The 18533-nt window shown below is 71.5% G+C and carries 18 protein-coding genes; 3 read left to right on the forward strand and 15 right to left on the reverse strand.

The features are described from left to right. Nucleotides 1-47: 47 nt before the first annotated feature. Genes OVA26_RS14720 through OVA26_RS14755 form a run of 8 tightly spaced genes read right to left on the reverse strand, consistent with a single transcriptional unit; the run spans nt 48 to nt 9008 of the window. Nucleotides 48-1394, reverse strand: a complete 1347-nt coding sequence (locus OVA26_RS14720) for an AMP-binding protein (protein WP_268104620.1) — start codon at nt 1392-1394, stop codon at nt 48-50. Continuing rightward, nucleotides 1387-1995, reverse strand: coding sequence for a phosphohydrolase (locus OVA26_RS14725; protein WP_268104621.1), 609 nt, complete (start codon nt 1993-1995; stop codon nt 1387-1389). The genes OVA26_RS14720 and OVA26_RS14725 overlap by 8 nt, the downstream gene beginning before the upstream one ends. Next, nucleotides 1988-3805, reverse strand: a complete 1818-nt coding sequence (locus OVA26_RS14730) for a VWA domain-containing protein (RefSeq protein ID WP_268104622.1) — start codon at nt 3803-3805, stop codon at nt 1988-1990. The genes OVA26_RS14725 and OVA26_RS14730 overlap by 8 nt, the downstream gene beginning before the upstream one ends. Further along, nucleotides 3802-4443 (reverse strand): potassium transporter Kef, encoded by a 642-nt coding sequence (locus tag OVA26_RS14735; RefSeq protein WP_268104623.1) that lies wholly within the window; start codon nt 4441-4443, stop codon nt 3802-3804. Before OVA26_RS14735 ends, OVA26_RS14730 begins: the two co-directional genes overlap by 4 nt. Beyond that, entirely contained in the window at nt 4440-6011 is a 1572-nt protein-coding gene (locus OVA26_RS14740; protein WP_074695493.1) for an AAA family ATPase, read from the reverse strand. Before OVA26_RS14740 ends, OVA26_RS14735 begins: the two co-directional genes overlap by 4 nt. A 9-nt stretch (nt 6012-6020) precedes the next feature. Then, nucleotides 6021-7109, reverse strand: coding sequence for an AAA family ATPase (locus OVA26_RS14745; protein ID WP_268104624.1), 1089 nt, complete (start codon nt 7107-7109; stop codon nt 6021-6023). Beyond that, on the reverse strand, nt 7084-7692 hold the full coding sequence (pnuC, locus tag OVA26_RS14750; RefSeq protein WP_056223843.1) for a nicotinamide riboside transporter PnuC: 609 nt from the start codon (nt 7690-7692) through the stop codon (nt 7084-7086). Before pnuC ends, OVA26_RS14745 begins: the two co-directional genes overlap by 26 nt. Nucleotides 7693-7712: 20 nt before the next feature. Continuing rightward, a complete protein-coding gene (locus tag OVA26_RS14755) occupies nt 7713-9008 on the reverse strand; it encodes a chloride channel protein (protein WP_268104625.1) in 1296 nt (431 codons plus the stop codon). 80 nt (nt 9009-9088) lie between these two features. Between OVA26_RS14755 and OVA26_RS14760 the strand changes: the two genes are divergently transcribed. Both OVA26_RS14760 and OVA26_RS14765 read left to right on the forward strand, forming a co-directional pair. Then, nucleotides 9089-10288: a pyridoxal phosphate-dependent aminotransferase gene (locus tag OVA26_RS14760; protein WP_268104626.1), complete on the forward strand. Its 1200-nt coding sequence runs from the start codon at nt 9089-9091 to the stop codon at nt 10286-10288. Between the two features lie 209 nt (nt 10289-10497). Beyond that, nucleotides 10498-11403, forward strand: coding sequence for an endonuclease domain-containing protein (locus tag OVA26_RS14765; protein ID WP_268104627.1), 906 nt, complete (start codon nt 10498-10500; stop codon nt 11401-11403). Nucleotides 11404-11546: 143 nt separating this feature from the next. Here the strand turns inward: OVA26_RS14765 and OVA26_RS14770 are convergent, their stop codons facing one another. From OVA26_RS14770 to OVA26_RS14785, 4 genes are read right to left on the reverse strand one after another with little or no spacing between them, the layout of a single operon-like run. Then, nucleotides 11547-12683 carry a UDP-N-acetylmuramate dehydrogenase gene (locus tag OVA26_RS14770; protein WP_268104629.1) on the reverse strand — a complete coding sequence of 379 codons (1137 nt, stop codon included), beginning with the start codon at nt 12681-12683 and terminating at the stop codon, nt 11547-11549. After that, a complete protein-coding gene (locus tag OVA26_RS14775; RefSeq protein WP_268104630.1) occupies nt 12683-13087 on the reverse strand; it encodes a MaoC/PaaZ C-terminal domain-containing protein in 405 nt (134 codons plus the stop codon). Before OVA26_RS14775 ends, OVA26_RS14770 begins: the two co-directional genes overlap by 1 nt. After that, entirely contained in the window at nt 13084-13533 is a 450-nt protein-coding gene (locus OVA26_RS14780) for an FAS1-like dehydratase domain-containing protein (RefSeq protein WP_268104631.1), read from the reverse strand. Before OVA26_RS14780 ends, OVA26_RS14775 begins: the two co-directional genes overlap by 4 nt. 40 nt (nt 13534-13573) lie before the next feature. Then, entirely contained in the window at nt 13574-14371 is a 798-nt protein-coding gene (locus OVA26_RS14785) for a sulfite exporter TauE/SafE family protein (protein WP_268104632.1), read from the reverse strand. A 307-nt stretch (nt 14372-14678) separates the two neighbouring features. On the opposite strand from OVA26_RS14785, the gene OVA26_RS14790 reads away from it, so the two are divergent. Next, nucleotides 14679-15314, forward strand: a complete 636-nt coding sequence (locus OVA26_RS14790) for an NADPH-dependent F420 reductase (RefSeq protein WP_074695477.1) — start codon at nt 14679-14681, stop codon at nt 15312-15314. 74 nt (nt 15315-15388) lie between these two features. Here the strand turns inward: OVA26_RS14790 and OVA26_RS14795 are convergent, their stop codons facing one another. The 3 genes from OVA26_RS14795 to OVA26_RS14805 are packed head-to-tail and all read right to left on the reverse strand — an operon-like array spanning nt 15389 to nt 18527. Beyond that, a complete protein-coding gene (locus OVA26_RS14795) occupies nt 15389-16549 on the reverse strand; it encodes a cystathionine gamma-synthase (protein WP_268104633.1) in 1161 nt (386 codons plus the stop codon). Next, nucleotides 16546-17634, reverse strand: a complete 1089-nt coding sequence (locus OVA26_RS14800; protein ID WP_268104634.1) for a pyridoxal-phosphate dependent enzyme — start codon at nt 17632-17634, stop codon at nt 16546-16548. The genes OVA26_RS14795 and OVA26_RS14800 overlap by 4 nt, the downstream gene beginning before the upstream one ends. A 44-nt stretch (nt 17635-17678) precedes the next feature. Beyond that, the gene (locus tag OVA26_RS14805; protein WP_268104635.1) at nt 17679-18527 is read right to left on the reverse strand and encodes an SDR family oxidoreductase; all 849 of its coding nucleotides are present in this window, start codon (nt 18525-18527) and stop codon (nt 17679-17681) included. Nucleotides 18528-18533 lie beyond the last annotated feature (6 nt).

The following is an 18533-nucleotide window of genomic DNA, read 5'->3' on the forward strand; positions in this document are numbered from 1 at the left end:
GCCGAGGGGCCGGGGCCACGAGCCCCGGCCCCTTCGCGCGGCGGGAGTCAGCGCGCGGCGGACCGGAAGCGTCGGGGCTTGCCCTCGCCGAGGTCGGCGAGACGCTCGACGCGCTCGAGCCGAACGGGCTGACCGAGCAAGGCGCGCAGCGCGGTGGTGATCGCCGTGCCGTCGCCGCCGGCGATCCGCACCTCGAGCCCGCCGTCCGATCGCTGCTCCACCGTCCAGCCGTGCGCGCCGTGGCTCTGCAGCTGCTGCGTGAGGTCGACCGACGGCACGCGCGTCCCCGCGGCACTGACGAAGTCGGTGTGCTCGCGCCCCTCGAGGTCGGCGATGCCGACGCCGCCGCCGGGGAGGTCGACGAGCCGACCGACGTCGCCGGTGCGGTACCGCACGAGCGGCAGCAGGGGGTTCTCGCCCGCGGTCACCGTGATCTCGCCCATCGCTCCGTCGGCGACCGGCTCGCCCGCAGCATCGAGCACTTCGACGTGCACCCGCCGGTCGAGCACGCGGAACGGTCCGTCGTCGGTGCGCACCGCGATCGGCCGGGTCTCGTGCAGGCCGTACACGTCGAACACGGGGCACGAGAACGCGGCCTCGAGCTCAGCCCGCAGCGGCGCCGACAGGGCCATCGCGCCCGAGAACAGGGCGAGCGGGTGCACGACGGCCCGCAGTTCGGGGGTCAGCAACTCGGACAAGCTGGTGGGGTTGCCCGAGATCACCTGCGGATCCGCGTCTCTCAGGAAGATCGAGCGATCGGATGCCGCCCGCCAGGCGCCCTCGTTCAGATTGACCCGCGCCATGGCGCGCTGGGCGAAGCCGCTGACGATCGACACGTACGTGAAGGCCTGGCGCTGCTGCAGCACCCACATGATCGCGAGCCGCTCGGCATCCGGCTCCCACTTCACACCCGCTTCGCGCACGAGGCGGACGAGCAGGTGGAAGCCGCGCGCCACCTCCTCGACGTCGTCGGGGATGACCAGCGCCGCCCCCGTCGACCCCGAGCTCGTGCCGTGCAGCATGCGGTCGAGGTCGGCGTCGAGGGGGACGAATGCCGAGACGTCGGCGACGAGATCGCGCCGCTCGATCGTGGGGAAGTCGTCGAGGGTCCGCAGCCCCGTCATGCCTCGATAGAACGGAAGTCGCCGCGCGGTGTCGAGGTGCGCGTCGAGCCACCCGTCGAGCGGCAGCGGCGTGCGAGCGCGGTCGACGGCCTCGGCGGTGAGTCGGTCCCCCGTGGCGTGCACCCACGCGGGGGCCGCCGGGTGCGTGCGCCACCGCTGCAGGCGCGCGGCGCCGTCGGCGTCGAGGGTCGGCCAGCGCTCGGCATCCGTCAGCACCGCCGCCGACCCCGGCCGGTACTCGCCGAGGGCGAGCGGGTCGTCGTCACTCATTCGAGTACCTCGCGGCGGCTTCCCGGGCGCGCGCCTCGGCGAGGCGGCGGGCGATCTCCTCGCGGTGACGGTACGCGGCGTACGCCTCGGCGAGCGCGGCGTTGCGGCGGAGCGAGTCGCGCGCGTCGAGGAGGGCGCGCGCGGTCTCGCGGTCTTCGCCCGCTGGCAGGAAGCCCGCCCACAGCAAGAAGGTGCGCGCCGCCTCTTCCCGCCGCTCGGCATCGGCGAGCCAGTCGCGTGGATCGACGACGGGCGCCAGACGCAGAGCCAGCGCGTCGATCGCGCGCGCCACGTCGCCACCGGCGAGTGACGGGACGAACGGTTGCACGAGGTCCTCGCTCGCCACCACCCACAAACCGATGGCCGCACCCGTGCGCACCCGCTCGTCGTCGGCGTGATCGATGGATGCCAGGGGTCGGCCCCACACGTCGCCGGCGAGCGCGCGCAGCGAGACGTCGTCGTCGAGGAACGGCCGCGGCACGCTCGACAGGCGCGCCGCGATCTCGTCGACCCCGGGGCCGGGCCGGGCGCTCGCCCACGCCGTGTCTTCGGGCGGCGCGATCGCCGACCACACGCTCAGCAGATCGTCCGCCTCAGCCACCGAGCACCTCCGCCAATCGCGCGCACACCGCGGGTGCGTCGTCCATCCGTTCGATGTACATCACCTCGTATCCCGCCCGCAGCGCCGGCTCGGCGACCCGGTGCTGTCGATCGAGCACGACGAGGGTCGCCGTGCTGAGTGTCTCGCGCACCCGGGGCGCGACATCGGCGCGAGCGGGATCGCCGTCGCCGAAGAGCGAGGTCAGCCCGTCGTCGGAGAGAACGACGAGGTGACGCCGGTGCGCGGCATCCGGAATCCCCCGTCCGGCGTACCTCTTGTCGAGCAGGTCGAGGGGGAAGGTCGTGCCGCCGGCGAAGAAATGGGCGAGGTCGGCGATGACCCGGGCGGGGTCGCGAGAGTACTCCTCGCGGCCGGCGACCTGGCCGGGTCCCGAGAAGCTCGTGACGCGCACACGTCCGCCTCCCCGCAGCACCGACAGGGCGAGGACGGTGCCCGCGAGCACGGCGGGCGAGCCCGTCTGCGGCTGCGGCATCGAGCCCGAGCTGTCGATGTAGAGGTCGAGATCGATGCTCGACGACACCGGCGGCGGATCATCGGGCAGGTAAGAGCGCCGCAGCGTCGTCACCCCGGGCACGACCGCCCCGCCCGCCTGCAATGTCGCGGGCCAGTCGAGATCGGCGAGGTCGTCACCGGTCTCCCAGCTCTCGAAGGGTCCCGGGAGGTCGGCCGAGACCGCACGCGGCAACCGCTGCGTGAACGGACGCACCCAGCGCGTCGCCTCGGCTCGGTACCAGGCCGCGATCACGGCAACCGGGTCGGCGTCGGCGTACAGCTCGAGGGTCTGCGCGATCCCGAGGGCCTGCCCCGTGGCCGAGCCCTTCGCCGCCGGCGCAGCAGCGGCCCCCGCGGAGGAAGGCACCGCGCCGCTCAGCCGCCGATCCGACAGCACCCGGCCGAGCTCCGGAGGGGTCGCGGCGGCGTCATCGGCGGCGCAGGTGCCTCCGGGGAGCGAGGCCGCGCCGTCGGTGCGCGGATCGATGAGGTAGGGCGCCACCACGACGCCGAAGCGCAGGGCCCCGGCCACGGCGTCGCCCGCGAAGGTGCGCACGAGCGAGGCGAGCACGTCGGCGTCGAGGGCGGGACGCGTGACCGTCGCTTCGGCGAGTTCGTCGGACACGCGCTCGGCGGCCCTGCGCGCCTGCCGCAGCGCCCTCTCGGCCGCGCGGTGCTCCGCGGCGATGCGCGTCCAGGGCAGTTCCTGCTTCTGCTTCGGCGGGCGTCGGGCGGGCTCCGGCGGCTCGGGGTCGCAGAGGGTTCCGCGGGGCAGGTTCCACAGCAGCTCGTACGTGCGCAGGTACACCCACCACAGCGGGCTCGGCGACGAGCGCGAGGCGCGGTACAGCTCTCGCGACAACCGCACGATGCCGGGCTCGCCCACCCCGTCGCGCCGTCGCTGCAGGACGGCGACACGGGCGTTGACGAGCAGGTCGGTCCACAGGTTCGACATCAGCGCGAGATCCTCGTCGCGCAGGGTGGGTGCCCCCGCGGCCTGCAGGGCGCGGGCCATCTGATGGCGGATCTTCAGCGCGTCCAGGCGCGTGCTCGGGGCGAGCACGTGGTGCCCGAGTTCGTGCGCGAACACGCTCTCCATCTCGCCTGCTCCCCCGAGCTGCGCGACCATGACCGGGTCGACCGTGACGACCGGCGGAAAGGTGAACCACGCGGGAGCGCCGTGCTCGTCGCCCGCGCCGGGAGCCATGCGCGCCTCCTGCAGCCGCACGCCCCACAGTCGCTGCGCCGCCTCCCACGCCAGCAGGTCGCCTCCGATCGGCGACATCGTCGTGCTCACGCCGGCTCCGCGACGTGGATCCACACCAGGTACGAGTCGGCGAAGGTGATGACGGATGCCGCGCCCGCGGCGCCCGGATCGGGCTCATCGTCGAGCGGGCTCAGGCGCGACCCCCAGGCGTCGGCGTCGATGCGCCACCACCGCGCCCCGGTGCGCACGGCGAACGCGCCGTCGACACCGAGCGGTCGACCGTCGGCCGGAGGCGCCGTCCACGCGCCGCCGAGACCGCGGAACCCTCCGACCGCGCAGACGTAGCCGTTGGCCTCGCGGCGCCCGGGCCACCAGTACCGGTCGGTTCTCTGGCGCTCGACGAAGACGCCGAGGTGGGCGGCATCCACCCCCAGGGCGGCCGCCGCGGCTGCGCCTTCGCCGGACGACCACGCCCGCTCGATGCTGCCCAGGGCGTCGTCGCGCAGGCCGAGCGCGCCGGCTCGCCAGCCCGCGATGCCGGCGAGGGCGATCGGGTCGAACCCCTCGCCGGCCGCGCGCCCGGCCGCGAACGACACGGCGAACCGCTCGGCCGAGCCGCCCGCCGCTTCGACGTTGCGTCCCGCCAGCGCCAGGTCGAGCCCCTCGACCGGCACCGGGGTGCCCACCGGCGGAGTGCGATCGGCGAGGTGGCCGGGGCGTCGGATCACGAACGCCCCTCGAGCCAGCGCAGGTAGGCCGTGTAGCGCTGGTGCAGGTACTTCAGCGCCATGAGGTCGTCGAAGTCGCGGCCGTAGAGCTTGCCGGTGCCCGCGACGGTGCGCAGCCGTGCCTCGATCTCGGTGAGGCGCCGACCGGCCTCGACCGCCCCGACGCCGTCGAGGCCCGCCTCGAGCTGCGCGAGCAGCGCGCCGACCGGGTCGTCGCCCCCGCGGCCGAGGGCGTCGAACTGTCGGCCCGACTCCGCGAACAGGTCGGCGAGCCAGCTCATCACATCGGTGCTGAGCTCGCGCTCGGCCCCCACATCGAACCGAGGATGGGTGGGATTGGGCAGCAGCTTGCCCCGCAGCACGAACGGCAGCATCGCCCCCACGTCGGCGACCGACACCGCGTCGCGACCACGGAACCAGGCGACGGCCTTGGCGTAGACGATGAGGGTCTGCAGCGCCCGCACCGACAGGCCGTTGAGGGTCTGCGCGCCGGGATCGGTCATGAGGTCGGCACCGGAGTTCGCCTCGATCGCCTCGGCGACCCGGCCTCCGGCGGTGGTCACCGTGTCTTTCGTGCGGTACTCGAACCGGCGCCCGCCGCCCTGCACGAACTCGAAGTGACTGAGGAAGAACTCCAGCCGCCGACGCACCTCGGCCGGCACCGGCACGGCGCGGATCGCCGCGCGCATCGCCGACTGCTCGTCGGGAGCGAACACAAGCTCGGCGGGCACGTGCTCCTCGGGCTTCTCGCCGGCTTCGACGCGGGCGACGAGCTCGTCGAGGAAGCGGCTGTTGAACCCCGCTGCGGGCACGGTCACGTCCATGCGGTCGCGCAGCGCCTGGATGACGGGGAAGGTCCCGCCGCCCGCGTCGTCGTTGGCGGTGAAGAACCAGCTCTCCACGCCCGAAGCGGGGGCCGTGCGACGCATCTGGTCGTGGCTCTCGACGTAGCCCTCGGCCACCATCGTCAGCAGGGCCGACTGCGTCTTGGTGGGGATGCGGTTGTACTCGTCGACGATCTTGACGGGCCGCGTCAGCCACTCGCGCCACGCGATGCCGATCTCGGCCAGGCTCGACGCGTTCATCAGATCGCGCGGCAGAGGGATGCCGACGAGGTCGCTGATCGACAGCTGGGGCTGCCCCTGCTGGACGCCGCGCCGCACCTCCTCGGGCGTCGACCCGGCGAGCACTCCCATGAGCACCGCGACGGTGGTCTTGCCGCGGCCCGGGCCGCCGATCAGCAGGCACTTGCCACCCACCGCGAAGCTCAGCAGCGGTAGCAGCACGTTCGAGGAGTACGAGGGCTCGTTCGGCAGGGTGAGCTCGGCGCCGGCGTCGCCCAGCTCGAACGTGAGCGGGCGCCCCGACGAGAACTCCACGTCGTAGTAGGGCGAGATGACCGCGCGATTGACGATCCAGTAGTACGTCTGCCGCAGCTTCTCGTCGAGAGGCGGCGCGGCCGGGGCGGGCGCCTCACGGAAGAGGTCGGCCGCGGCGAGCGGGGCGACCCCGTCGGCGGCGTTCGACGTCGTGGGTGACTCGGAGAGCTTGTGCCAGCGGTCGGCCATCGCGCCAGCCTAACGTCCGGCCCGTCGCCGCAGCTCCTCTTGCTCGGCGAGCGACCGCCCCTCCATCGGCGGGGAGAACGACGTCGCCCGCGCCACGGCGTCGCGCACGGCGGGCAACGCCTGAGCGAGGCGTTCGGCGACCGACCCGCGCACCTCGAGCCAGGGCACGGGCTGCGCGGCGAGCACCTCGCGGAAGCGCTCCTGCATATCGGCGCGGATGTGCTCGCCGTCACGCATGCCGTCCTGCACGAAGGGGATCTCATCGCCCGTGAGGATGTACAGCGCCGGGCGGTGCTCCGCGGCCCGCGCCAGGATGCGCGGCGCCGGGGTGCCCACGTACCTCTCGTGCCAGAGCGCCGTGGCGAGGACGTCGGTGTCGCAGACGAGGACCGAGCGGGGAGCCCGCCGCACGGCATCCTGTTCCCACCCGATCTGGCGATCGACGACGAGATCGAATTCGTCACTGCGCCACGGGGCGTCGAGTCCGCCCTCGCGCGTCTCGCTGAGCTCGCGGCCGTACTCGGGCACCCAGATCGTGCCGAGCTCGGCGGCGAGGGCTTCGGCGAGGGTCGTGGAGCCCGTCGACTCGGCACCGAGGACGACGACGCGCGCGGCCAGATCGGCCCGCACCGCGGGCGACAGCTCGTGCCAGTGACCGTCGAGATCGGCACGGATCGCCGTTCCCGACACGGGGTTGAGCCGGCGTCCCGGGTCCACCTGCACCCAGTCGGCACCGAGACGGCGCGCGAGCTCGGCCCCGTACTCATCGGAGGTGAAGACCACATCGACCGGCTCGTCGAGCAGGCCCGCGATCGTCGCGGTGTGCGCGTCCCACGCGGTCTCGGAGGCGAAGTCGACCGGAGTGTCGTCGAGGAGGTCGACCACGCGCACCGTCGGGTGGTCCTCGCGCACCCACGCGGCCCGTCGCTCGAGGGGGATCGATTCGACGGATGCCGCGATCACCTCGACCGTGACCCGCTCGCACGCCCGGGCCGCCGAGCGGATGAGGTGCGCGTGACCGACGTGGAGGGGGTAGAACTTCCCCACCACCACGCCGTGCCGATAACGGCGCTCAGGCACGCGCGGCGCTGAGGTCATCGGCATCCGTCGTCTCGTTCCGCAGCCGACTCCACGACCGCAGTCCGCCGACGCACAGGACGATGAAGAGGGCGTAGAGGGCGGCGATGATCCACAGTCCGGTGGCGATCGACAGCGCGACGAACACCACATCGACGCCGATCCACACCCACCAGCTCTCGATCCACTTGCGGTTGAGCATGTACTGGGCGACGAGGCTGGCCGAGGTCGTCGCGGCATCGGCGAGCGCCACCTGCGAGTCGGTGTACGTGTCGAGAAGCCAGGTCAAGACGAGGGTCCCCACCACCGCGACGACGATGAGCCACGGCACCGCCCGTCGAGGCGTGCGGGCCACGTACTCGCGATCGTGTTCGATACGACGCGTCCACCGGAACCAGCCGTGCACCCCGAGCACCAGGTACACCACCTGCAGTCCCGCGCTGGCGTAGATCCCGGCCGGCACGAACACCGAGAGGAAGACGAGGTTGTTGGCGATGCCGATGGGATAGGTCCACACGTTCCGCCGGGCAGCCAGCAGCACGCACGCCGCCCCCGTGGCGAAACCGAGGATCTGCATCCACTCGGCGAGAATCCAGTCGATCACCCGTCGAGCCTAGGCGGGTTCTACGGTCGGGCCGGGTCCATCGGCGCGAACGGGCGCAGGCTCTCGCGCGAGGTGAGCTTGGAGGCCACGAGCGAACCGGCCACGGCGAGGAAGATCGGCAGCAGCAGCGTGAATCCGGTGTTCGTGAACTCGATGATCAGTGCGATGGCCGTGAAGGGGGCGCGCATGTTCGAGGCGAGAAACGCGGATGCCGCGACGATCGCGAGCGCCGTGCCGTCGGCGCCGGGCCAGACGAACGCCCAGCCCGCCGCAGCGGCCGCACCGAGCGCCGCACCGATCGCGACCGACGGCTGCAGCGTCCCGCCGATCGCCCCCGAACCGAGCGACACGGTCGTCGCGACGTACTTCAGCACGGCGAGCGCGAGGAGCAGCAGGGCCGGCTGCGAGAGGTCGAAGCCGGCGGTGGCGAGCGCCCGACCGTTGCCGAGGATGAGGGGGAACGCGGCGCCGAGCGCTCCCACCGCGGTGAAGGTGAGGGGCAGGACCACCAGCAGCTTCCAGCCGTGGGGGCGGAAGCGCGACAGCTTCTTCGTGATGGTCGCGAAGCTCGTCGCGCCCCATCCCATGAGGGGGCCGATGAGCACGGCCGCGACGATCAGCGAGGCGTTCACCTCGAGCGATCCCACCGAATACAGCGACCCGTCCCCGACGAGCGGGCGCGCGACCAGCGTCGCGATCGCGCTCACGGTGAGGGCGACCACGGCCGCGCCCAGGCTGAACTGCGCGAGCAGGATCTCGACGGCGAACAGCGCGCCGGCCAGGGGCACGTTGTACACCGCGGCGAGACCCGCACCCGCGGCCGAGGCGATCAGGATGCGGCGCCAGCGCGCGTCGAGGCGGAACCAACGGACGATCTTCGAGCCCGCCATGGCCGACAGCTCGCGCGGGGCGACCTCTTTGCCGATCGAGGCGCCCATGGCGACCGACCCCACCTGGATGACGGTGTCGGCGAGGGTTTCCCACCACGGCATCCGGGCCCCGTCGACGCCCTGCTCGACCGTGGCGAGCTTCCGCCCGAAACGGCGCAGGAGATACCAGCCGACGGCGGCCACGACACCCGCACCGCCGACCGTCGCGATCGGCAGCCACCACACCGCGGGGGACGCCAGGCCGTCGAGGAACGGCCCCTCCTCGTGGCCCCACACGAGGTGCTCGAGGCTGTGGACGATGAACACCAACAGCAGGACCGCGAGACCGGTCGCCACCCCGACGATGAGGGTCGCGAGTCCCAGACGAACGAGCGTGCCCAGTCCTCGACGACGGGAGGGCAGCAGGGTGGGTGTCGCAGCGGTCACCCCGACACGCTAATGGAGCTGTGTTTCGTAAGTCGTCACGACCCTCGGCCGGGGCGGGCGCGAACAGTAGGCTCGGAACCGTGACTTCCCGCGCCCCGCTCTCCCGCAAGCTGTCCGCCATCGCCGAGTCCGCGACCCTCAAGGTCGACGCCAAGGCCAAGGCCCTCCAGGCCGCCGGTCGACCGGTCATCTCGTACGCGGCCGGCGAGCCCGACTTCGCCACGCCCTCGTTCATCGTCGATGCCGCGGCGAAGGCGCTGCAGGACCCGAAGAACTACCGCTACACCCCCGCCGCGGGCCTCCCCGTGCTGCGCGAGGCGATCGCCGCGAAGACCCTCCGCGACTCCGGCCTCGAGGTCGCGCCCTCGCAGGTCATCGTGACCAACGGCGGCAAGCAGTCGGTGTACCAGGCGTTCCAGACGGTGGTGAACCCCGGCGACGAGGTGCTGCTGCCCGCCCCGTTCTGGACCACCTACCCCGAGGCGATCGCCCTGGCCGACGGCACGCCCGTCGAGGTGTTCGCCGGCGCCGACCAGGACTACAAGGTCACCGTCGCCCAGCTCGAGGCCGCGCGCACCGACAAGACCACGGTGCTCGTGTTCGTCTCGCCCTCGAACCCCACCGGCTCGGTCTACACGCCCGAAGAGACCGCCGAGATCGGTCGCTGGGCCCTCGAGCACGGCATCTGGGTCATCACCGACGAGATCTACCAGAACCTCACCTACGAGGGCGTCAAGGCCGTCTCGATCGTCGAGGCCGTGCCCGAGCTCGCGGGGCAGACCATCCTGGTCAACGGCGTGGCCAAGACCTACGCCATGACCGGATGGCGCGTGGGCTGGATGGTCGGACCGGCGGATGCCATGAAGCTCGCCGGCAACCTGCAGTCGCACCTGTCGAGCAACGTCAACAACGTCGCGCAGCTCGCCGCCGCCGCGGCGCTCAACGGACCCCAGGACGAGGCCGAGCAGTTCCGCCTCGCCTTCGACCGTCGTCGTCAGCTGATCGTGTCGGAGCTGTCGAAGATCGACGGCGTCGAGGTGCCCAACCCGCTGGGCGCGTTCTACGTCTACCCCGACGTGCAGGGCCTGCTGAACCGCGCGTGGGGCGGCGTCACGCCCACCACCTCGCTCGAGCTCGCCGACCTCATCCTCGAGCAGGCCGAGGTCGCGGTGGTGCCCGGCGAGGCCTTCGGCCCGAGCGGATACCTGCGCCTGTCGTACGCCCTGGGGGACGACCAGCTGCTCGAGGGCATCCAGCGCCTCCAGCGCCTGTTCGCCTGAGCATCCACGTCCGTCGGGGCGGTCGCCGGGATCCCGGTGGCCGCCCCGCGGTCGCCTCGGGCGCTCCTCCCCAACCCCCGCATCTTTCCGCGTGAGGGGTCAGTTCTTGTCGCCCACAGCCTCGCTCGGCGACACGAAATGACCCCTCACGCGCGGCCGGGCTGTGGATAGCGTGAGCGGGCCGGCGGGCCGGATGAACAAAATGGCAGATGCCGACTCCCCGCTCCCCCGCGTCGCTCGCTCCCTCTTCCGCATTCACGGTGGCCGAGGGGCGGCGCGCCGGGCTCTCGACGACGACATTGCGCTCGGCTGCCTGGCGGGCGCCCCACCGTGGAACGCGGGTAGCCCCCGAGCACGATGACCGCGCACGGCTGGCCGCGCTCCTTCGCGCCTGCCCCGACGCCGCGTTCTTCTGCGGCGCGACGGCCGCTCTCCTGCATGGGCTCCCGCTCCCTCTGCGCATCGCGGAGAGTGCCCGACGGATGCCGGTCATCGGTGTCCCGCACGATCACGTGCGGATCCGCCGATCGGGCGTCATCGGCCGACGGCTGATCGTCGAGGTGAACGATGTCGTCGAGGTCGACGGCATCCGATGCACGTCCCTTCTGCGTACGTGGGCGGAGCTGGCGGAAACTCTGCCGGTTCCGCATCTGACAGCGGTGTCGGACTTCCTCATCGCGCGCCGGATGACGCTGGCGACGCGTGGCCAGCTGGAGCAGACGCACCGACGGTTCCTCGGCGGTCGAGGGTCGAAGGCGAGACGCCTCGCGATCGATCTTGCAAACGAGGGTTCGGAGTCGCCCCGTGAGTCCGAGCTGAGGGTGCTTCTCGTGATGGCGGGCCTTCCCGAGCCGGAGTGCAACGTCGAGATCTACGACGGGCCTCGATTCGTGGCGCGGGTCGATCTGCTCTACCGGGACAAGCGGACCGTCCTCGAGTACGACGGCGATCATCACCGCGACCCGCAGCAGTGGAGCCGGGATCAGCGCCGACGCGCGGAGCTCGAATCCCTCGGGTACCGGTACACGAGCGTGACCGCGCGCGACTTCGACGACCCGTCAGCCCTGCTCGCTCGGGTCCGCCGCTTCCTCGCCCGGCCCGCCAACCACGCGTGAGGGGTCAAGAACTGTCGCCTCCCAGCCGCCCAGGCGACACGAACTGACCCCTCACGCAACCAGTCGCGTGAGGAGTCAAGAACTGTCGCCTGGCGTGCGCGCAGGCGACACAAAACGACCCCTCACGCGACGAAGGACCGGTGCTACAGCTCGACGTTGACCAGGACCGGTTCGGGCTGCAGCACGAGGCCGAACTCCGAGGCCACCCGATTCTGCACGAAGCGGGCGAGCTCGGCGATCTCGGCCGCGGTCGATTCTCCGCGGTTCGTCAGGGCGAGCGTGTGCTTGGTCGAGAGCCCGGCGCGCGAACGCGGGAAGCGGAACCCCCGGCGGAGACCGGCGTTCTCGATGAGCCAGGCTGCGCTCACCTTGACCTGCCGCGACACCACGGGGGGCGGGGGCAGGATGCCGTCGAAGGCGGCGAGCGGAATGACCGTCACCGGATCGAGCACCGGCGTGAGGGGCCACTGGGGGCACTCGGCCGGGAGGGTGCGGGCGAAGGCCTCCGAGACGATCGCGTTCTGGAAGAACGACCCCGCGCTCCAGGTGTCGGGGTCTTCGGCGTCGAGGACCATACCCTTGCGGGCGCGAGTGGTGAGGACGTGGTCGCGGATCCACCGGAGCGAGACGGTCTGGCCCGGTTCGAGACCGAGGGCGCCGCGCAGCTGCTCGCCCGCGATGGGCCGCTCCTCCGCGCCCACGCGTTCGAGCTCGAGCGTCACCGAGAGGATGACCGCGGAGCGCTCGGGCACCGAACCGTAGTGGCGCTTCAGCACCGACGTGCGAAAGCCCAGGCCCAGTTCTTCAGCGGAGACGGTCGAGACCTCACCGGTCGACTCGTCGATCAGCTCGACCTCGACGAGGGTCTGCACGATCTCCTGGCCGTAGGCCCCGACGTTCTGCACGGGCGCGGCACCGACCGTGCCGGGGATGCCCGACATCGCCTCGATGCCGGCGAAGCCGCGCGCGACCGTCTCGGCGACGAGGGCGTCCCAGTCGTGTCCGGCCTGCACGCGCAGGCGTACCGTGCCCTCGCGCGAGCCCGGCAGCTCTTCGATCCCCGACGTGCGGAGCCGCACGACCGTGCCCTCGAACGGCTCGTCGCCGACGAACAGGTTCGACCCGCCGCCGAGCACGAACCACGGCTCGCCCTCGGCCCACACCTCGCGGAGCGCGGCGACCGCCTCGTCGAGCGTCGAGGCGTCGATGAGACGGGCGGGTTCTCCCCCCGTGCGCAGGGTGGTCAACTGCGAGAGGGGGACGGGGGCGACCTCGGGCATCAGGACAACCGCACCCGCACCTGCGCCTTGCCGAGCACCGTCGTCTCGGCGAACGTGACGGTCAGGTCGATACGGGCGGTCTCGTCGTCGACGGCTCCGACCTTCGCGCTGACGTGCAGGTCGGCTCCGGCCTCCGGGTCGACGACGACCGGTCGGGTGAAGCGCACGCCGTATTCGGCGATGCGTCCGGTGTCGCCCAGCGCGTCGGTCAGCGTGCCGACGGCGATGCCCATGGTGAGCATGCCGTGCGCGAGGACGCCCGGCAGACCCACGGCGGCGGCGACGTCGTCGCGGTAGTGGATGGGGTTGAAGTCGCCCGACGCGCCGGCGTAGCGGACGAGAGACTCACGCGTGAGGTGAACGGAGCGTTCGGCGATGACCTCGCCGACGGTGAACGGGCTCATGCGCCGGCCTCTCCTGCGAGCAAAACGCTCGTCGTCGTCACGACGTGGGCGCCGTCGGCATCCACGATCTCGGCTTCGCTCGTGATCATCGCGTTACCGCCCAGGGTCCGGATGCCGGTGACCGAAAGCGTCGCGACGAGCTCGTCGCCCGCGACGATGGGCCGCGTGTAGCGGAACCGCTGCTCGGCGTGCACGAGGCGCGACAGCTCGATGCCCGAGTCGGGGTCGCCGAGCAGCTGCTGGAGCGTCAGGTCTTGAACGACCATCGCGAAGGTCGGCGGGGCCACCACGTCGGCGTACCCCAGGGCGCGCGCGGCCGCGGGGTCGGTGTGCTGCGGGGCGTCGGCGAAGACGGCGCGGGCGAATTCGCGCACCTTCTCGCGGCCGACCAGGTAGGGAGCGGTCGGCGCGAAGGCACGACCGACGAGTTCGGGGTTCACGGGCACCCGCTCAGTCTAACGAGCGGGTTCGCGCCGCCGCCGGGGGTCAGCGCTGGTGACGCCCGCGAACCGCCTTGACCGCCATCTGCGAGGCGATGAAGACGAGGAAGATCGCGAACAGCACGTTGCCCACGAACGGATCGACGAACTTCGCGATGAGGGCGCCCACCGGGGTGGTGAGGCACGCGGCGATCCCGATGCACAGGGCGGCACGGATGTCGACGTTCGAGCGGCGCAGGTTTCCGACGGTCCCCGAGATCGCCGTGGGGATCATCATGAGCAGCGAGGTGCCCTTGGCGATGAGGTCGCTCGTGCCGAACAGCAGCAGCAGGGCGGGGACGACGATGATGCCGCCGCCCACGCCGAGCAGACCCGCCAGGGTTCCGGTGATCACTCCCAGCAGCGCAAGCCCCGGTCCGGTGATCCAGGTGAGCTCGAGTTCGGCGTCGCGCGAGGGGATGACGAAGAACAGACTCACCATCACCACGATGAGGAACGCCACGAACGCCCAGCGCAGCGCGGTCTGCGACAGCTTCGGGAGCAGCCACGTGCCGATCTGGGCGCCGACCACCGCGAAGGCGGCCAGGATCAACGCGGGGAGCCACGCGACGTGCCCGTCGATCGCGTAGGTGATGACGCCGACGGATGCCGTGGGCACGATCGCCGCGAGCGAGGTACCGGCCCCGAGACGCTGGTCGAAGCCGAGCAGCAGCACCAGCAGCGGCACGATGACGGTTCCGCCCCCGACGCCGAACAGTCCCGACATGAGACCGGCGAGAAGACCGACACCGATGCAGACGAGGAAGAAGCGGGCGGAGCGCGCGGGGCGGGTCTCGGGGGTCACGGCATCCAGTCTTCCACCGTCCGCTCGACGCCCCGACGAGGTGACTCACCCGGAAACGAAAGCGGCCCCCGGTGGTCCGAAGCCGCGTCCACCGGGGGCCGTCGCCCTCACAGGTCAAGCAGGACGGTGACCCGAACACCGGACTGCGACCACTCGCGTGAGGGTGCGACAGGAATGACGATAAACGGACGCCGTCCACGAACCCGACCGGTTGACACTGATTACTAGTAGTGCTAAATATTTAGGCTGCTGAAGGTTTGGTACCGCTCCCGGGAATGAGCCACCGGATGCCGCGGTTCTCTCCTCCATGACGACTGTAGGAATCATCGGAGCAGGCAACATCGGTTCGGCCCTGGCGAAGGGCTTCGCGGATCACGGTTACGACGTGGTCATCGCCAACTCGCGAGGCCCCGAGACGCTGAGCGACCTCGTCGCCGAGGTGGGCGACAAGGCGCGCGCGGCGACGGCTCAGGAGGCCGCCGAGGCCGGAGACATCGTCGTGGTGACGGTGCCGTTGAAGGCGATCGACGCCGTGCCCGTGGCCCCCCTCGTGGGCAAGACCGTTCTCGACACGAACAACTACTACTTCGAGCGCGACGGCCAGATCGCCGAACTCGACGAGAAGAAGACGACCACCTCGCAGATGCTTCAGGAGCACCTTCCCGAGTCGGTCGTGGTGAAGGCGTTCAACCACATCCCCGCCGCGGACATCCTCACCGACGGCGCCCCCGCCGGTACCGAGAACCGTCGGGCTCTGGCGACCTCGAGCGACTCCGACGAGGCCGTCGCCCTGGTCACGCGCATCTATGACGAGTTCGGCTTCGACACCGTCAACGTCGGACCCCTCAGCGAGAGCTGGCGCGTCGAGCGCGACCAGCCCGCGTACGTCGTGCGTCAGAACCGCGAAGAGCTCGAGCAGAACCTGGCTCGCGCCGAGCGCTGACCCCCCCCTCACAAACGAACGAACCCGGCCCCCGCATCTGCGGGAGGCCGGGTTCGTCGTATCGGGAGCGGGGTTCAGAGCGCGGCGAGCGCCTGATCCACATCGGCGACCAGGTCGTCGACCGATTCGATGCCGACCGACAGGCGGACGATGGTCTCGGGCACCGCGAGTTCGGTGCCGCGGACGGAGGCGTGGGTCATGGCATCCGGATAGTTCACGAGCGACTCCACCCCTCCCAGCGACTCGGCGAGAGTGAACAGGCGCGTCGACTCGGCGAAGCGGCGGGCCGCCGCGCCGTCGGCGAGCTCGAGCGACACGATGCCGCCGAACCCGCTCATCTGCCGCGCCGCCAGCTCGTGACCGGGGTGCGAGGGCAGACCCGGGTAGTAGACCTTCGCGACGCGGCCGTGGGCGAGCAGGTGCTCGGCCACCGCCTGCGCGTTCGAGCTGTGCCGCTGCATGCGCACCGCGAGCGTCTTGATGCCGCGCGTGGTGAGGTAGGCGTCGAAGGGACCCGACACCGCGCCCGCGGCGAACTGCAGGAACTTCACCTTCTCGGCGAGGTCGTCGTCGGCGAACGCGAGCGCTCCCCCGACGACGTCGCTGTGGCCGCCCAGGTACTTCGTCGCCGAGTGCACGACGACGTCGGCGCCGAGCGACAGCGGACGCTGCAGAGCCGGTGAGGCGAACGTGTTGTCCACCACGACGAGGGCACCCGCGGCGTGGCCGAGGGCGGCGAGGCCGGCGATGTCGGTGATGCGCAGCATCGGGTTGCTGGGCGTCTCGACCCAGACCATGCGCGGCGCACGCTCTTCGATCGCGGATGCCACGGCATCCAGATCGCTCATGTCGACCACGCGCAGCTTCACACCCCACGGGCCCAGGACGCGGGCCAGCAGACGATAGGTGCCGCCGTACACGTCGTTGCCGAGCAGCACCTCGTCACCGGGCTGGAGCGCGGCGCGCAGCAGCGCGTCCTCACCGGCCAGGCCCGAGGCGAACGACAGCGCACGCGCCCCGCCCTCGAGGGCGGCGATCTGCGTCTCGAGCGCGGTCCGCGTGGGATTGCCGCTGCGGCCGTATTCGTAGCCGCCGCGGAGCCCGCCGATGCCGTCCTGCGCGTACGTCGTCGAGACGTGGATCGGCGGGATGACCGCCCCCGTGCTCTCGTCGGGCTCTTGACCGGCGTGGACGGCGAGGCTGTCGAAGCCGCGGGCGGCGTCGTGGGTGCTCATGCGGGGTGCTCCTCGGAAGGGGTCGGAAGAAGGGATGCCACGGGTGCAACGTCGTAGCCGCGCTCGATCATCCAGTCGTCGTCGAAGATCTTGCTGAGGTAGCCGCGACCGTGATCGGGAAGGATGACGACGACCACGGCATCGGCCGGCAGCTCCCGCGCGACACGCAGGGCACCGACGACCGCCATGCCACTGGAGCCGCCGACGAGCAGCCCCTCTTCGCGAGCGAGCCGGCGGGTCATCGCGAACGACTCGGCGTCGGAGACGCGCTCGTACCCGTCGACGAGGGTCGGATCGAAGGCCGCGGGCCAGAAGTCCTCGCCGACGCCCTCGACGTCGTAGCCGTGGATGTCGTCACCCGAGTAGATCGAGCCCTCGGGGTCGACCCCGACGATGCGCACCGCCGACCCGGCGACCTCGCGGAGGTACCGGCCGGTGCCGGTGATCGTGCCGCCCGTGCCGACGCCGGCGACGAAGTGGGTGAGCCGCCCCTCGGTGTCGCGCCAGATCTCGGGACCGGTGGTCTCGTAGTGGCTGCGCGGACCGTTCGGGTTGGCGTACTGGTTGGGCTTGAAGGCGCCGGGGATCTCGCGCACCAGGCGGTCGGAGACGCTGTAATACGAGTTCGGGTCGTCGGGCTCGACGTTCGTGGGGGTCACGACGACCTCCGCACCGTACGCCCGCAGCACCGCCCTCTTGTCCTCGGCGACCTTGTCGGGCACGACGAAGACGCAGCGGTACCCGCGCTGCTGCGCGATGAGGGCGAGGCCGACGCCGGTGTTGCCGCTGGTGGGCTCGACGATCACGCCCCCGGGCTGCAGCAGGCCGTCGCGCTCGGCGGCGTCGACGATGTTCGCAGCGATGCGGTCTTTGGCCGAGCCGCCGGGGTTGAAGTACTCGATCTTCGCGAGAACCGTGGCGGCGATGCCGTCGGTGACGCGGGAGAGACGGACGAGGGGGGTGTTGCCGACGAGGTCGGCGACGCTCTGGGCGTAACGCACGATGGAGTCCTGAAGGTTGGTGCGCCCGGGGCGGGCGCGGCTGACGGGGTCGTCGAAAAAGAACGCGGGGGCGTTCAGCGACAACAGCGACAGGTCAGCACGCCGTCAGCATACCCGAGGAGCTGGCGTCAGGACACGGCGCCGAGAAACTCCTCGAAACTCTGGGCCGGGCGGCCGGTGACGCGCTCGACATCGCCCGAGACGGCGGCTTGATCGCCGCTCGCGATCGACGTGTAGGTGCTCACCCACGCGTCGACCTGCCAGCGCGGGGCGCCGTAAGCGGCCCGCGAGGCGTACGCCTCTTCGACCGTCTCGTCGACGAAGCGCACGCGGTGGCCGCGGACCGCCGAGATCTTCTCGGCGACCTCGGTCATGGTCAACGCCTCGGGCCCCGTCAGGTCGTACGTCACGTCGGCGTGCGCGGCCGGATCGAGCAGAACCGCGACCGCCGTGGCGGCGACATCGGCGCGCGAGACGAGCGAGCACCGCCCGTCGCCCGCGGGACCGCGGATGACGCCGTCGTCGCCGGCGAAGAGCTCCATCATGTCCATGTAGAAGTTGTCGCGCAGGAACGTCCAGCGCATTTCCGATCCGCGGATGATCTCCTCGGTGGCGGCGTGGTCGCGCCCCAGGGTGAAGACCGCGTCCGGGGCGGCGGCGAAGAACGAGGTGTAGACGATCGAGCGCACGCCCGCCTCCGCGGCGGCCTCGACGAAGGTGCGGTGGTGCTCGACGCGATCGGCAGTCTCCGACGCCGACACCATGAACAACGTGTCGACTCCCCGCAGGGCCGTGCGGGCGGCATCCGCGTCGGAATAGCGCGCGACGTGCACCTCGGCTCCCGCGAGCGACGGCGCACGGGACGCGTCGCGCACGACGAGACGCTGCGGGATGCCACGGGCGGCGAGGTCTCGTGCGACCCGACCCCCCACAGCTCCGGTGGATCCGGTGACGGCGATGACGGGCGGCGTGGACATTCGGCC

Source organism: Microbacterium sp. SL62, assembly GCF_026672635.1.
Lineage (GTDB): Bacteria > Actinomycetota > Actinomycetes > Actinomycetales > Microbacteriaceae > Microbacterium > Microbacterium testaceum_A.

Bases quoted from the DNA above. Each gene is read 5' to 3' on its own strand.
- OVA26_RS14775 (WP_268104630.1), bottom strand. From the start codon at position 13,087: ATGAGCCCGTTCACCGTCGGCGAGGTCATCGCCGAACGCTCCGTTCAC.
- OVA26_RS14805 (WP_268104635.1), bottom strand. From the start codon at position 18,527: ATGTCCACGCCGCCCGTCATCGCCGTCACCGGATCCACCGGAGCTGTG.
- OVA26_RS14770 (WP_268104629.1), bottom strand. From the start codon at position 12,683: ATGCCCGAGGTCGCCCCCGTCCCCCTCTCGCAGTTGACCACCCTGCGC.
- OVA26_RS14795 (WP_268104633.1), bottom strand. From the start codon at position 16,549: ATGAGCACCCACGACGCCGCCCGCGGCTTCGACAGCCTCGCCGTCCAC.
- OVA26_RS14740 (WP_074695493.1), bottom strand. From the start codon at position 6,011: ATGGCCGACCGCTGGCACAAGCTCTCCGAGTCACCCACGACGTCGAAC.
- OVA26_RS14765 (WP_268104627.1), top strand. From the start codon at position 10,498: ATGCCGACTCCCCGCTCCCCCGCGTCGCTCGCTCCCTCTTCCGCATTC.
- OVA26_RS14745 (WP_268104624.1), bottom strand. From the start codon at position 7,109: ATGACCTCAGCGCCGCGCGTGCCTGAGCGCCGTTATCGGCACGGCGTG.
- OVA26_RS14720 (WP_268104620.1), bottom strand. From the start codon at position 1,394: ATGAGTGACGACGACCCGCTCGCCCTCGGCGAGTACCGGCCGGGGTCG.
- OVA26_RS14790 (WP_074695477.1), top strand. From the start codon at position 14,679: ATGACGACTGTAGGAATCATCGGAGCAGGCAACATCGGTTCGGCCCTG.